Annotated in this window: 14 protein-coding genes; 5 read left to right on the top strand and 9 right to left on the bottom strand. The window is 61.7% G+C overall.

Going from position 1 to position 14,572, the window contains the following annotated elements; all coding sequences use genetic code 11:
• Positions 1 to 45 precede the first annotated feature (45 nt).
• Positions 46 to 831, top strand: a complete 786-nt coding sequence (locus C8K66_RS27960) for a sulfite exporter TauE/SafE family protein (protein ID WP_046383183.1) — start codon at positions 46 to 48, stop codon at positions 829 to 831.
• Positions 832 to 869: 38 nt separating this feature from the next.
• Here C8K66_RS27960 and C8K66_RS27965 read toward each other — a convergent pair whose 3' ends face one another.
• Positions 870 to 1,970 (bottom strand): GNAT family N-acetyltransferase/peptidase C39 family protein, encoded by a 1,101-nt coding sequence (locus C8K66_RS27965; protein ID WP_046383184.1) that lies wholly within the window; start codon positions 1,968 to 1,970, stop codon positions 870 to 872.
• A 94-nt stretch (positions 1,971 to 2,064) separates the two neighbouring features.
• Between C8K66_RS27965 and C8K66_RS27970 the strand changes: the two genes are divergently transcribed.
• Both C8K66_RS27970 and C8K66_RS27975 read left to right on the top strand, forming a co-directional pair.
• On the top strand, positions 2,065 to 3,651 hold the full coding sequence (locus C8K66_RS27970) for a RimK family protein (RefSeq protein ID WP_108526598.1): 1,587 nt from the start codon (positions 2,065 to 2,067) through the stop codon (positions 3,649 to 3,651).
• A 6-nt stretch (positions 3,652 to 3,657) separates the two neighbouring features.
• Positions 3,658 to 4,596 carry a magnesium transporter CorA family protein gene (locus C8K66_RS27975; protein ID WP_046383186.1) on the top strand — a complete coding sequence of 313 codons (939 nt, stop codon included), beginning with the start codon at positions 3,658 to 3,660 and terminating at the stop codon, positions 4,594 to 4,596.
• 24 nt (positions 4,597 to 4,620) lie between these two features.
• On the opposite strand, the gene map is transcribed toward C8K66_RS27975, so the two are convergent.
• On the bottom strand, positions 4,621 to 5,376 hold the full coding sequence (map, locus tag C8K66_RS27980; RefSeq protein WP_108526600.1) for a type I methionyl aminopeptidase: 756 nt from the start codon (positions 5,374 to 5,376) through the stop codon (positions 4,621 to 4,623).
• A complete protein-coding gene (locus C8K66_RS27985; RefSeq protein WP_003190946.1) occupies positions 5,376 to 5,576 on the bottom strand; it encodes a ParD-like family protein in 201 nt (66 codons plus the stop codon). Before C8K66_RS27985 ends, map begins: the two co-directional genes overlap by 1 nt.
• A 272-nt stretch (positions 5,577 to 5,848) precedes the next feature.
• On the opposite strand from C8K66_RS27985, the gene ilvA reads away from it, so the two are divergent.
• On the top strand, positions 5,849 to 6,871 hold the full coding sequence (gene ilvA / locus C8K66_RS27990; protein WP_079443655.1) for a threonine ammonia-lyase, biosynthetic: 1,023 nt from the start codon (positions 5,849 to 5,851) through the stop codon (positions 6,869 to 6,871).
• Positions 6,872 to 7,116: 245 nt separating this feature from the next.
• On the top strand, positions 7,117 to 7,386 hold the full coding sequence (locus C8K66_RS27995; RefSeq protein ID WP_017848424.1) for a DUF1652 domain-containing protein: 270 nt from the start codon (positions 7,117 to 7,119) through the stop codon (positions 7,384 to 7,386).
• Positions 7,387 to 7,491: 105 nt separating this feature from the next.
• Here C8K66_RS27995 and C8K66_RS28000 read toward each other — a convergent pair whose 3' ends face one another.
• From C8K66_RS28000 to C8K66_RS28025, 6 genes are all read right to left on the bottom strand, one after another.
• Positions 7,492 to 8,430 carry a carbohydrate kinase gene (locus C8K66_RS28000; protein ID WP_046383188.1) on the bottom strand — a complete coding sequence of 313 codons (939 nt, stop codon included), beginning with the start codon at positions 8,428 to 8,430 and terminating at the stop codon, positions 7,492 to 7,494.
• Positions 8,431 to 8,442: 12 nt separating this feature from the next.
• Positions 8,443 to 9,924 (bottom strand): xylulokinase, encoded by a 1,482-nt coding sequence (gene xylB, locus C8K66_RS28005; RefSeq protein ID WP_046383189.1) that lies wholly within the window; start codon positions 9,922 to 9,924, stop codon positions 8,443 to 8,445.
• A gap of 137 nt (positions 9,925 to 10,061) precedes the next feature.
• A complete protein-coding gene (locus C8K66_RS28010) occupies positions 10,062 to 11,543 on the bottom strand; it encodes a mannitol dehydrogenase family protein (RefSeq protein WP_108526602.1) in 1,482 nt (493 codons plus the stop codon).
• Positions 11,544 to 11,559: 16 nt separating this feature from the next.
• On the bottom strand, positions 11,560 to 12,663 hold the full coding sequence (locus tag C8K66_RS28015) for an ABC transporter ATP-binding protein (protein WP_046383191.1): 1,104 nt from the start codon (positions 12,661 to 12,663) through the stop codon (positions 11,560 to 11,562).
• A 46-nt stretch (positions 12,664 to 12,709) separates the two neighbouring features.
• Positions 12,710 to 13,540, bottom strand: a complete 831-nt coding sequence (locus C8K66_RS28020; RefSeq protein WP_012723930.1) for a carbohydrate ABC transporter permease — start codon at positions 13,538 to 13,540, stop codon at positions 12,710 to 12,712.
• A gap of 10 nt (positions 13,541 to 13,550) precedes the next feature.
• The gene (locus tag C8K66_RS28025) at positions 13,551 to 14,441 is read right to left on the bottom strand and encodes a carbohydrate ABC transporter permease (RefSeq protein WP_046385260.1); all 891 of its coding nucleotides are present in this window, start codon (positions 14,439 to 14,441) and stop codon (positions 13,551 to 13,553) included.
• Positions 14,442 to 14,572: the final 131 nt, after the last annotated feature.

Here is a 14,572-nt window from a genome sequence, read left to right on the forward strand (position 1 = left end):
TCGCTATCCTGCGGCCAGAATTTTACAAGGCCGCAGGTAGCTGTGATGGATGTGGGTAACGTTGGTTTCGTAGTTGCAGGCCTGATCGTTGGTTTTATCGTCGGCATGACCGGTGTCGGCGGGGGCTCCTTGATGACCCCGATCCTGCTGTGGTTCGGCATTAACCCGGCCACCGCCGTGGGCACCGACTTGTTGTACGCCGCCATCACCAAGTCCGGTGGGGTGCTGGTGCATGGCAAAAACAAGAATATCGACTGGACCATCACCGGCTGGCTCACCTTGGGCAGCGTGCCCGCGGTGCTGCTGACCCTGTGGTTCCTCGCCAGCCTGCACACCGACCCCAGCGCGATGAACGCGGTGATCAAACAGGCGCTCGGCGTGGTGTTGCTGCTGACCGCCCTGGCGATTCTGTTCAAGCATCGCCTGTTGGCCTTCGCCCAGCGCCATGCTGGCGACGATTACCACATGCACCCGCGCAACCTGAACGCGCTGACGGTGGTCACGGGGGCGGTCCTCGGCACCATGGTGGCACTGACCTCGATCGGCGCCGGAGCCCTCGGCACCGTGGCGCTGTTTATCCTTTACCCGTTCCTCGCTACGCGGCGCCTGGTCGGCACCGAGATCGCCCACGCCGTACCCCTGACGCTGGTAGCGGGCCTGGGCCACGCCGGCATGGGCAATATGGATTGGCACCTGCTGGGCTTTTTGCTGATGGGGTCGCTGCCGGGTATCTACATCGGTAGCCACATGGCCGGTAAAGTCCCGGACGGCGTGCTGCGCCCGTGTCTGGCGATCATGTTGATGAGCATCGGTTATAAGCTGGCTTTCTAAGGTACGCGGTCGCGTATTGCCGCTGCTCACCGCCTCGATCAAGCCGGCGGCTTGAACAGCACCACCGCCGCGCGCAATTTGTTGTTGCCGAACCGGCACATGCGCTCGAACTCCGCGTGGCTGACCGGCAGGTGCTGGCAGTCCAGAGGCTGGCGGTGCTGGCTGTGGTCCACATCCGGGTCGTGCAAGTAGACGAAGTCGTCGTCGCAGTCGGTGACCATCACCCAGTGCGGCGACTTGGAGCGGGTCAGCCGATAGCTGCTGATCAGCACCAACGGCTGCCCGCCGTCGCGCAGTACCCTGGGCAGATCCAGCGCGCCGCCGAGCACTTGCTCGACCGTGCTGGTGGCCAACTCTTCCTCGAAGGCGTCATGCACTAAACGCATGACATCCTTTTTATGCTGATCGCGCACGCCGTCGAGAAACAACGGCCCGCGTACATTCACCTGCATCCGCACACGAAAGCCCCGACGCCAGGCGGCCAGCGCCAGGCCTTGAGGGCTGCAACCGCCATGGCCGGCGGTCATGAACACGGTGGTCGCTTCACGCCAGATTTGCAGTTCTTCGCGGCGTGTGGCGACGCGCTCCGGCACCAACGCGCCCATGGCCATCAGCAGGCAGGCGGCGCCACAGGTGAAGTCGGTGGTTTGCGGGTAATACGGTACACGCTCCACGCGCGCGTCCTGGTGCTGGACGATGCGTTTTTCCAGGCGCAGGGCGGGAGCGTGGTCTTCGTAGTAATCGTTGATCAGCGCAAAGCGCCGGTAGCCGTTGCGTTCATACAGGGCGAGGGCGCCGGGGTTGTCGCTGCGCACTTCGAGGCGCAGGTACGCACAGTCGTGCTCCACCGCGCAGGCCTCGATGCGACTCAGCAACTGCTTGCCCAGGCCGAGGCCGCGCGCGTGTTCGGCGATGGCAATCGAGTACAGCCGCGCCAGGGACGTGCCGCGATGGAACAACACCAGCGCATACCCGAGCAATTGGCCGTCCTGTTCAGCCACCAGCAACTCGCCATGGGCGCGGCTGATCATCCAGTGAAAACTGCGCGGCGACAGTCGATCGGTGGTGAAACAGTGCTGTTCCAGTGCCACCAATGTCGGCACATCGCTGGGGGTTGCAACGCGAAAGAAAAGAGCCATATGACCGCCGTAAAAGTTGCGTAATGAAACGGGACTTCTCTAAAAGATCGTGCTTAATAGAAAAGGTCGAGTTCTCTAAAGCGGATCAAATATTATGTCGGCGGTACAAAGTCATTGGCGTGAAGTATCCGAGCAAACAGTCGCGGCGACAATAACTTCCAAAGGTTATTTTTCTGCTCCGCCCAGAGGCACGAGCCAAGTGGTGATCATTGTCGAACGCAAGGAAGACTGGGCCTCCTACTTCCCCAGCGAAGACATCGTCACGGCCCAGGAATATCTCGAACAAACCCGCGAAAGCGAGACCGGCAAGCGTGTGCAGGTGATCAACCTGTGTCGCGGCTACAAGTACCTGGGGCACGGTTACTACTGCTCACTGTTGGCCGAGGCTCGCGGGCACAAGGTGATTCCATCGGTGCGGACCATCAGTGAACTGACCAAGAAGTCACTGTACGGGCTGGCCCTGGACGACCTGGATAAAACCCTCGATAAAGCCTTGAGTCATCATCTTTACAGCAATACCGAAGGCTTTACGCTGACACTTTATTTTGGTCGAACCAATATAGAACCGTTGCAGGAGTTGGCCCGCCAACTGTTTGAAGCGTTCCCGTGTCCGATCTTGTTAGTTGAGTTCAAAAAGAATAACGGCTGGCATATCGAAGGGGTCAAGTCTGGCATCTTGCACAAGTTGCGCGATGACCAGGAAGACCAATTCGCCCACGCCCTCGACAACTTCAGCCGCAAGATCTGGCGTCAGCCGCGCTCACGCCGATTGGCCCGCTATGACCTGGCGATCCTGCATGATCCCCAGGAGCAATTGCCGCCGTCCAACGCCAGGGCCCTGGAAAATTTCATCAGGGTCGGCAAGGGTTTGGGTATCGATGTGGAGCTGATCGAGCGCAAGGACTACGCGCGCCTGGCCGAATACGACGCCTTGTTGATCCGCGAGACCACCAGCGTCGACAACCATACCTACCGTTTCGCCAAGAAAGCCGAAAGCGAAGGCCTGGTGGTGATGGACGACCCCGCGTCGATCCTGCGCTGTACCAACAAGGTCTACCTCACCGACCTGCTCAACAGCCATCAACTGGGCATGCCGGCCACCGAGATTCTCTACAAGGAACGACCGGAAGACTTCGAACGGGTCGGCGAACGCCTCGGCTTCCCCTTGGTGCTGAAAATCCCCGACGGCTGTTTCTCCCGTGGGGTGATCAAGGTCGAAAGCCAGGAAGCGTTGCTCAAGGCCACCGCCGAACTGTTCGAGCATTCGGTGCTGCTGTTGGCCCAGGAGTTTTTCTACACCGAGTACGACTGGCGCATTGGCGTACTCAACCGCAAGCCGATCTTTGCCTGCCAATACTTCATGTCCAAGGGCCATTGGCAGATCTACAACCACAAGGCCATCGGCGCGGACATCAACGGCGAATGCCGCACCCTGGCGGTCCACGAGGCGCCCAAGGCCGTGGTGGAGCTGGCGGTGAAGACCGCCAACCTGATCGGCGACGGCCTCTACGGCGTGGACCTCAAGCAATCGGGCGACAAGGTGGTGGTGATCGAGGTCAACGACAACCCCAACCTGGATGCCGGTATCGAAGATGCCTACTTGCAGGACGACCTGTATGGCCTGGTGCTGGAGGAATTCGTCCGACGCCTGGAGTTGAAGCGTCAGGGCCAGGTCTGGTGAGTCGCGATGATCCAGCGCTTTGAATTGATCGATGGAAAGTTGCGCAGCGGGGACAGTGACGAGGCCCCGATCATGTTGTTCAGCAACCCTGACCATGCCGAGCGCAACTGGCTGCTTGAGCACCACAAACTGGACGAGCATGCCCTGGCCTCGGCGCTCGACCCGGATGAAGTCTCACGCATCGAATTTCACCCCGACAATCTGTTTCTGATCTGGAAGCGCCCGGAGAACTACTCCGGCGGGGGCACCCTGGTGTTTGAGGTGTCGTCCTGCGGCCTGCTGTTTTCACCTGGCCGGCTGTTGGTGATCGCCACCGATGAAACCCCGCTGTCCGGGCTCGGCGCCCGCCGCCCATTGCACACACCGCTGGATGTGCTGCTCGACCTGCTGCTCAACAACATTCACCACTACCTCGGCCACCTCAAAGTGATCAAGCTGGTCGCGCGGGAGTTGCAGCAACAGTTCAACGCGTCCATGAGCAACCATCATCTGATGCAGATGTTCAACCTCAGCGAAAGCCTGATCTATTACATCAACGCGCTGCACAGCAATGGCGCCGTGCTGTCGCGGCTGCGCAACCACGGCGAGAAGGAGCATTTCAGCGCCGAGATTCTCGGCCTGATCGACGACCTGATCATCGAGAACCACCAGTGCTACAAACAGGCCGAGATCTATTCCAACGTGTTCTCCGGGCTGATCGACGCGCGCGGCAACCTGATGAACAACAGCATGAACAACCTGTTGCGCAAGCTGACGTTGATCAACGTGGTGTTTCTGCCGCTCAACCTGATCGCCAGCATTGGCGGCATGTCGGAGTTCAGCATGATGACGGCGGGTACGCCGTGGTGGGTGTCGTACCCGCTGTTTTTGTTGGCGATGGGCTTGGGCGCGGGGTTGATGGTGCTGGGGCTCAAGCGGATTGCAGGCGGCGCGAATGGGAGGTGACCCCCCATCCCTGGGGGGACCGGCTCAGGACATGGCTTGCAGGGTCAGCACCTCGAACCCGTCCGCCGTCACCGCCACGGTGTGTTCCCACTGGGCCGACAGGCTGTTGTCCTTGGTCACCACCGTCCAGCCGTCCTTCAGGCTGCGCACCTTGGCGCTGCCCTGGTTCAGCATTGGCTCGATGGTAAACACCATGCCTTCGCGCAGCTCCAGCCCGGTGCCGGGGCGGCCGAAGTGCAGGATCTGGGGGTCTTCATGCATCTGCCGGCCGATGCCGTGGCCGCAGTATTCACGTACCACGCTGTAACCATTGGCCTGCGCATGGTGCTGGATCGCATGGCCGATGTCGCCCAGGCGGGCGCCGGGCTTGACCTGGCGGATACCGGCCCACATCGCCTCGAAGGTCATCTCCACCAGGCGGCGTGCCTTCGGCGAGACGGCACCGATCATGTACATCTTGCTGGAGTCGGCGATAAAGCCGCCTTTTTCCAGGGTGATGTCGATGTTGACGATGTCGCCGTCCTTGAGGACTTGCGTGGCGCTGGGCATGCCGTGGCACACCACTTCGTTGACCGAGGTGTTGATGGAGAAGGGGTAGTCGTATTGCCCGAGGCTCGCCGGGCGGGCTTTGAGCTCGTGGCGGATGAAGGCTTCGACGGCGCTGTCCAGCTCCAGGGTGGAGCGTCCGGCGGCGACAAAACCGTCGAGCATGCTGAACACCTGGGCCAGCAGGCGCCCGGATTCGCGCATCACGGCGAGTTGTGCGGCGGTTTTGATCATCAGCTGCGCCCCCGGATCAGGTCCGGCTTGTCCAGCAACAGCTTGTTGATCAGCTCGTTGTAGGGCAAATGCGGGTTGAGTTCGGCGAGCAGGCCGATCTTGATCCAGAACTCGGCCTGGGCGTTGATGGAACGGTCCATGGCCGCACTGGCCAGGCGTAGTTGTTCATGCAGTTGGTCGGTGATCTTGACGATGCCCATGTGCTTCACTGTGTCAGATGAATATACGGATCGTATACGTTTCGTATATTCATCGTAAAGCCCCGTCAGCGAAATGGCCCCTTGCCATTGACTTGACCGGCCACCGCCGGGTAATTTCGTGACATGACATTTCAAACCCTGCGTTGCCAGCCAATTATTATTACCGCCATTCCTCATTTGGCGGGATAGCGCTCGGCTGCACCCAAACCCGCCCTAGAGGCGGGTTTTGTTTTTCCGTCTCCAGGTGCCCTTACCCAAGCCAGGAGACTCCCATGAGCACTTGCCCCGTCCCATCTACCGCTGTCTCGGGACTGCTTGAGCACTACGTCAAAAAGATCCTCGCCGCGCCGGTCTACGATTTGGCCGTGCGAACCCCCTTGCAGGTCGCCCCGGCGCTGTCGCTGTTGCTCGACAACCAGGTGTTGCTCAAGCGCGAAGATCTGCAACCGACCTTTTCCTTCAAGATCCGTGGCGCCTACAACAAGCTGATGCAACTCAGCGCCGAGCAGAAGGCCTGCGGCGTGATCACCGCATCGGCCGGCAACCATGCGCAAGGCGTAGCGCTGGCGGCGCGGGAATTGGGGATCAAGGCCACGATCGTCATGCCGTGCAGCACGCCGGAGTTGAAGGTGCTGGGTGTGCGCTCGCGAGGGGCGCAAGCGGTGCTGCACGGTGAGAGCTTTCCGTTTGCCCTGGCCCACGCGTTGCAACTGGCCGAAGCCTGCGGTTGTACGTTTGTCTCGCCGTTCGACGATCCGGACGTGATCGCCGGCCAAGGCACGGTGGGCATGGAAATCCTGCGCCAGCAGCAGGGCGCGCTGGACGCGATCTTCGTGCCGGTGGGCGGTGGCGGCCTGATCGGCGGGATCGCCGCCTACGTCAAGTACCTGCGGCCCGAGGTACGCATCGTCGGCGTCGAAGCCGAAGGCTCGAGTTGCCTGTTGGCAGCCTTGCGCGCCGGTGAACGCGTGGTGCTGCCCAGTGTGGACGGGTTTGCCGATGGCACGGCGGTGGCACAGATCGGCGCCTATGGCTTTGAGATCTGCCGGGATTGGGTGGATGACGTCATCACAGTCAGCAACGATGAACTGTGCAGTGCCATCAAGCTGATCTACGACGATACGCGTTCCATCGTCGAGCCGTCCGGCGCCTTGGCTGTGGCGGGCATTCGCCGCTATGTGGGGCAACACCGCGTGCGCGGGCAGACGCTGGTGGCGGTCAACTCAGGGGCCAATATCAACTTTGATAGTTTGCGACATGTTGCTGAAAGAGCCGCAGCACACAGTGCCGGTTAACGCAAAGCCCAGGGTTAAACGTTTAATCGAAGCTGTTCGGCGATGATGTTCGTCGAGTGAATTTGAGTTGAACAAAGTTATACAAGACTGGGTACTGCTTATGAGGAAAGGTTACAACGAGAACGGATTTTGCCGAGTAGGCTTATTGATTGTAAACGTCTTCCAGGGTTGGCAGGACGTGGCGGGCGAGTGCCTGCAAGACTTATAACAATCGATTGGCAGTCTCAAGAAAGGAGAGGTTGACCATGCTTTCGGAATTAGAACTTCGCAGTATCATTGAAGGAAGTTTCCTGCCTAAACGGTGCGAATGCACCAAAGCTGAAGATGCCTCGTTGACGATCAAGGTCTATGACGATCGCGACCGTGACCGGGTGGATCTGGAAGTCAAAGGCATCAATGCTGACAAACTCGACAGCAGTCGAGCCATTTGCAACCTGATCACCGGGTTGCGCGAAGACCTCAAGCAATCGCAGGGGCCTGCACTGCAAAGAGCAGCAGGGCGCGGCCACTACTAGATAGCGAGCGTTGCTTTCACCGATCTGCGGGCCTGGTAAATACCAGGCCCGATGCTGTTGCTACCCGTCAATCCATGCTGAACGCCGCAGCCTGTGATCGTTTGTTCACCCCAACTGTTGCCGATAGGGCAGGTCCGGGCCCGTTTTGCCGCAGGTCATGGCGGCCGCACGGATCGCAAAGCCCAGCATCGCGTCGATCTGGGCGCGGGTCAGTTGCTGCAGGCCCTCTACCGAATCCAGTTGCTGCTCGGTCAGCCAGGCAATCAACGCCGCCTGGAAGGTGTCCCCGGCACCCACGGTATCGGCCATCACCACCTTCACCGCCGGTTGCGACCAGTGTCCGTGCTGGCGGCTGAACACGCTGGCGCCGTTACCGCCGCGAGTGAGGAAGACCAACTGGCAGCGGTGTTGCAACCAGCCCTCAAGCACGCTTTCCGGCGATTGGTCGGGGTAGAGCAGGTGCAGGTCTTCATCGCTGACCTTGATCAGGTCGGCGTACTTGACCAGTTCGGCCACGCGCTCGCGCCACAGCTGGATATCCGGTTGCGGGTTGAGCCGCACGTTGGGGTCGAGGCTGATCAAGCGCTTGCCGCTTTCGCGCTGGACCAGGGCCAGCAGGGTGTCGCCAATCGGTTGCACCACCAGGGAGAACGAACCCACATGCAGCCCGCGAACCTCATCGCCCAGGGTTGGCAGGTGTGCGCGCGTCAATTGGCGGTCGGCGCAGCCTTCGCCGCGAAAGCTGTATTGCGGGGATCCATCGGCGCCCACGGCGACCATCGCCAGGGTGGTCGGCGCGGCGAATTCCACCAGGAACTGCGGGTTGACGCCTTCGTCCCTGAGCACCTGCAACAAGCGCTGCCCGAGGAAGTCAGTGGACACGCCGCCGAACAGCGCGGCCTCGATGCCGAGCCGGCGTAAACCGACGGCGACGTTGAACGGCGAACCACCGGCAATCGCCTTGTAATTGAGTTTGGAGGCTTGCCCGCTGGGATCGTCCTCGCTGAAAAAATCAAACAGCGCTTCACCGCACACCAGATACATAGTCGTTCGCTCTTAAAGGGTTGCCACGTGCTGCTGATAGCGCTCGTAGGCGTGTTGATAGGCGCTGACATTGTCGGCCACCGGCAGGGTCCGGCTGGCCGGGTCGACGCTCACGCATTTTTCGCACAGGCTGGCCAGGGACTCGCCGGACTGGCTCCACGCCGCCTGGATCGCCGCGCCCAGGGCCGCCGCTTCGCTTTGTTCGGTGCAGATCACTTCGGTGTGCATGATATCGGCAACCATCTGCCGCCACACCGGGCTTTTCGAGCCGCCGCCGATCAGGCGGATGCTCTGGCTGTGCAGGCCGGTCTGGCGCAACAGATCAAGGCCGTAACGCAAGCCGAAGGTGGTGCCCTCGACCACCGCGCGACACAGGTTGGCGCGGGTCAGGTTGGTCATGGTCAAGCCATGCAGGCTGCCGGTGGCGTGGGGCAGGGCGGGCACGCGTTCGCCATTGAGGAACGGCAGCATGCTCACGCCGTCGGCACCGATCGGCGCCTGCTCGACCAGGGCGTTGAAGGCGTCGAGGTCGAGGTCGAACAGTTCGCGAATCACCCCGGTCGCGTTGGTCAGGTTCATCGTGCAGATCAACGGCAACCAGCCGCCGCTGGAGGAACAGAAGGTCGCGACCGACGCCTGGGGGCTGACGTTGGGCTGGTCGGCGAAGGCATACACGGTGCCCGATGAACCCAGGCTCATGGTGATCACGCCGGGGGCGATATTGCCGGTGCCGATGGCGCCCATCATGTTGTCGCCGCCGCCGCTGGACACGATGGCGTCGGGGTTGATGCCCAGGCGTTCGGCGATGGCCGGCAGGATCGTGCCGACGGCTTGGTCGGCTTCGATCAGCGTCGGCAAGGCTGCCTGCAGGCGGCCGCTGGGGTCGATGTGCTGGAGCAGCGCCACGTCCCAGGTACGGCTGCGCACGTTGAAGTAGCCGGTGCCCGAGGCATCGCCGTATTCCGCGACGGCGCGGCCGGTGAGCCAGTAGTTGAGGTAGTCGTGGGGCAGCAGGATATGCGCGATGCGCGCGAACACCTCGGGGTGCTGCTCGCGGGTCCACAGCAGTTTGGACACGGTGTAACCCGGCGCGATCGCGACGCCGAGACGCTCCAGCGAAGCGCTTTCGCCCCCCAGGTATTGCAACAGGCGCTCGTTTTCGGCGGCGGTTTCGGTGTCGCACCACAGCTTGGCCGGGCGCAGCACCTGGCCGCTGTCATCGAGCAACACCAGGCCGTGTTGCTGGCCGGACACGCCGATGCCGAGGATATCCTGGCCGTCCACGCCGGCCTGTTGCAGGGCGCGGTGGGTGGCTTCGGTAAAGGCGTCCAGCCACTCCTGGGTGTGCTGCTCGCGCCGGCCGTTGGCGCCGCTGATCAGTGTGTGTGCCGCGGCGCCCAGGCCCAGCACCTTGCCGCTGGAGGCGTCGAGGACGATGGCTTTGGTGCCTTGGGTGCCGCAGTCGATGCCGAGGAACAGGTTTTGCTGGGTCATGAGGGTTTGCTCAGCATTGTTGTTGGATTGTAAATGCGCTTCAAATGTGGGAGGGGGCTTGCCCCTGATGGCGGTGTTTCAGTGTAAATGTTCTTTACTGACCCACCGCTATCGGGGGCAAGCCCCCTCCCACAGGTTTAAACCGGTTTCTTCAGGAGTTGCTGCAGTGTTTTTGTGACGCCGTTTTCGCGCAGGCTCGCATAGCACCGCTCGAACGCTGCCACAAACTCAGCCGACTTGGGAATAGCTGTGCCGAAAATCTCCTCCACGCCGAGCAGGCGCTGACTGATCCGCGCATCGTCACTCACCAGGCCCTGGCAAAACTCGGCACGCGGGTCGGGAATTTTGTAGACCGCGCCAGTCTCGTCGACACCCTTGAGGTACAACGCCCACGCGGCCACCACCAACGCTGCGCGCTCGGTCTCACGCCCATCGGCAATCAGGCGATTGATCGTTGGCACGGTGAACTTGGGAAACTTCGACGAGCCATCGGAACACACGCGCTCCAACTGGTCGGCAATCGCCTGGTTGGAGAAGCGATCGACCAGGGTCTGCTTGTACTGCGTGAGGTCGATGCCCGGCACCGGCGCCAGGTTCGGCGTGACGTCCAGGTCCATGTAGGCGCGCATGTACGCGACGAACAACGGGTCATTCATGGTCTCGTGAACGAACCGATACCCCTTGAGAAACCCCAGGTAAGTCAGGGCCAGGTGGCTGCCGTTGAGCAGGCCGATCTTCATTTCTTCATAGGGCGTGACGTCATCGGTGAACTGCACGCCGACTTTTTCCCAGGCCGGGCGGCCGTTGACGAAGCGGTCTTCCAGCACCCATTGCACAAACGGCTCGCACACCACCGGCCAGGCATCGTCGATGCCGTGCTCATCGTGCAATTGCAGGCGATGCGCGGTACTGGTCATCGGCGTGATGCGGTCGACCATGGCGTTCGGGAACGTCACGTTGGCCTGGATCCAGTCATGCAGTTCGGCGTCGTGCCGGGCGGCGAAGGCCAGCAGGGCCTTGCGCGTGACGGCGCCGTTGTGCGGCAGGTTATCGCAGGACATCACGGTAAATGCCGGCGTGCCGGCGGCGCGACGTTGGGTCAGTGCGGCGCAGATAAAGCCGAACACGGTTTTCGGCGCCTGCGGGTGTGCCAGGTCGTGCTGGATCTGCGGCAGGTGGGCCATGAACTCGCCGTTGCTGTCGTCGATGCAGTAGCCGCCTTCGGTGATGGTCAGCGAGACGATGCGGATGTGCGGGCTGACCAGTTTGTCGATCAGCCCCTGGGCGCCGTCCTCGGCCAGCAGCATGTCGCTGATCGAGCCGATTACGCGCACTTCGGTGTCGTCGCTGTCGCCCAGTTCATACAGGGTGAACAGGTAGTCCTGGCCGGCCAGGTCGTCGCGGGCCTTGCGGTCCTCGCTGCGCAGGCCGATGCCGCAAATGCTCCAGTCCAGGCCCTCGCCGGTATTCATCAGCGCATCGGTGTAATACGCCTGGTGCGCGCGGTGGAAACCGCCGACGCCGATATGGGCGATGCCCTGGCGGGTATCGGCAATGGCGTAGGTCGGGATTTTCACTTCCGGCGCCAATTGGGTGAGGTTGTGTTTATTCAGTTTCATCATAACTCTCGCGAAATCAGGCGGCGGCGCGCAGTGGTCGGGTGACGGCCACGCCGTCGGTGTCGAACAGGTGGCAGTGCGCCGGGTCCAGGTGCAGGTGCAGCGTCTCGCCATACTGGCTGGCCATGTCGCCGCGAATCCGCATGGTCAGCGGCTCGCCGTTGGCGGTGATGACGTGGCAGAAGGTGTCGCTGCCCAGGCGCTCGCCGACGTCGGCGGTGACGGTCAGGCCGGCCTGGCCCGGCGCGGCGATCTCCAGGTGTTCCGGGCGAATGCCCAGGGTCACCGCGCTGCCCACGCTCAAGGTGGCGCCGCTCAGCGGCAGGCTGATCAAGCTGCCGGCGTCCAGTTGCACGTCGCAGCCCTGGCCCTCGACCCGCGTGACCTTGCCCTTGAGGAAGCCCATTTTCGGCGTGCCGAGAAAGCCCGCGACAAACAGGTTGGCCGGCTGGTGATACAGCTCCAGTGGCGAGCCGACCTGCTCGATGCGGCCGCTGTTGAGCACCACCACTTTGTCGGCCAGGGTCATGGCTTCGACCTGGTCGTGGGTCACGTAGATCATGGTTGCTTGCAGCTCTTTGTGCAGGCGCGCCAGTTCCAGGCGCATCTGCACGCGCAGCGCGGCGTCGAGGTTGGACAGCGGTTCGTCGAACAGGAAGATCTTCGGGTTGCGCACAATCGCCCGGCCGATCGCCACGCGCTGGCGTTGGCCGCCGGACAGCTGCTTGGGCTTGCGCTCCAGCAGTGGGCCCAGTTCGAGGATGCGCGCCGCTTCGCTGACTTTGCTCTCCACCAGCTTTTTGTCGACGCCGGCCAGGTCGAGGGCAAACGACATGTTCTTGCGCACGCTCATGTGCGGGTACAGCGCGTAGGTCTGGAACACCATCGCCAGGTCGCGCTTGGCCGGGGTGACTTCGGTGATGTCGCGGCCATCGAGCTCAATGGTGCCTTCGCTGACTTCTTCCAGGCCGGCGATCAGCCGCAGCAGCGTGGATTTACCGCAACCCGACGGGCCGACGAAGACCACGAACTCCTTGTCGTTCACTTCCAGGTCGATGCCCTTGATGATGGAAAAGCCTTCGAAGCCTTTTTGCAGATTCTTGATTTTCAGGTTGGCCATGGGATGGGCCTCCGCTTCTGAATTCGTTTTTGTTAGAGAGAAGCCGTTATTTCACGGCGCCGAAGGACAACCCGCGCACCAGCTGTTTCTGGCTGATCCAGCCAAAAATCAGGATCGGCGCGCAGGCCAGGGTCGACACGGCCGACAATTTGGCCCAGAACAAGCCTTCGGGACTGGAGTAGGAGGCGATCAGCGCGGTCAGCGGCGCGGCAGTCGACGAGGTCAGGTTCAGCGACCAGAACGCCTCGTTCCAGCACAGGATCAGCGACAGCAGCACCGTGGACGCCAGCCCGCCCTTGGCAATCGGCAGCAGCACGCGGACCATTTCCTGCCACAGGGTGGCGCCGTCCAGGCGGGCGGCTTCGAGGATGTCTTTGGGGATGTCCTTGAAGTAGGTGTAAACCATCCACACCACGATCGGCAGGTTGATCAGGGTGTAGATGATGATCAGCGCGATACGCGTATCCAGCAGGCCAAAGCTCTTGGCCAGCAGGTAGATCGGCATCAATACGCCCACCGGTGGCAGCATCTTGGTCGACAGCATCCACAGCAGGGTGCCCTTGGTGCGTTGGGTCTCGTAGAACGCCATGGAGTAGGCCGCCGGCACCGAGATCAGCAGGCACAAGGCGGTGGCGCTGAACGAAATCAGCACCGAGTTCCACGCATAGCTGAAGTAATTGCTGCGTTCGTTGATGTGCAGGTAGTTCTCCAGCGTCGGCGTGAAGATGAACTGCGGCGGCGTGGCGAACGCGTCGATCTCGGTCTTGAAGCTGGTCAGCACCATCCAGAAGATCGGGAAGAAGATCAGGATCGCGATGGCCCAGGCCAGGGTGCCGAGCAGCAGGCTTTGCAGGCGGCGGGATTGTTGAAGCGTCATGGCGCGGCCCTCAAGGCTTGTCAGTCAGGTTTTTGCCGATCATCCGCACCAGGATGATCGCCGCGATGTTGGCGATGACCACGGCAATCAAGCCGCCGGCCGAGGCCATGCCCACGTCGAACTGCACCAGCGCCTGGTTGTAGATCAGGTAGGCGAGGTTGGTCGAGGCGTAGCCGGGGCCGCCGTTGGTGGTGGTGAAGATTTCGGCGAACACCGAGAGCAGGAAGATCGTTTCGATCATCACCACCACGGCAATCGGGCGCGCCAGGTGGGGCAGGGTCAGGTGCCAGAAGATCGCGATGGCGCCGGCGCCGTCCAGGCGTGCGGCTTCCTTTTGTTCCTGGTCGAGGGACTGCATGGCGGTCATCAGCAGCAGGATCGCGAAGGGCAGCCATTGCCACGAGACGATGATGATGATCGACAGCAGCGGGTAATGCGCCAGCCAATCCACCGGCTGCGCGCCGAACAGCTTCCACACGGCGGCGAGAATCCCCGACACCGGGTGGAAAATCAGGTTCTTCCAGATCAGCGCACCGACGGTGGGCATGATGAAGAACGGCGAGATCAACAACACCCGCACCAGGCCGCGGCCGAAGAACTCACTGGCCTCCAGCAGGGCGCTGATCAATACGCCGAACACCACGCTGATCAGCAGCACGCTGCCCACCAGCAACAGGGTATTGGTGGCGCCGGGCAGGAAGCCCGAATCGGTGATGAAGTAGGTGAAGTTCTCCAGCCCCACGAACTGGTTTTCGCCGGGGTAGAGCAGGTTGTAGCGGATCAGCGAAAAGTACAGGGTCATGCCCAGCGGCACGATCATCCACAGTAGCAGCAAGGCTACCGAGGGGCTGACGAGAAACCAGCCGGGGTTGGCCAGGCGGCTTTTGCGTGTTGTATTCATGGTGATCAAGACCGATTAGAGGCAGGTGCGCAAAACTCCTGTAGGAACGAGCTTGCTCGCGAAGGTATTTCAGGCGCATGTCGGCGTCGGATGTACCTTTTTCGCGAGCAAGCTCGCTCCTACAGAATCGG

The organism is Pseudomonas sp. GV105, from assembly GCF_003058185.1.
Classification (GTDB): Bacteria; Pseudomonadota; Gammaproteobacteria; order Pseudomonadales; family Pseudomonadaceae; genus Aquipseudomonas; species Aquipseudomonas veronii.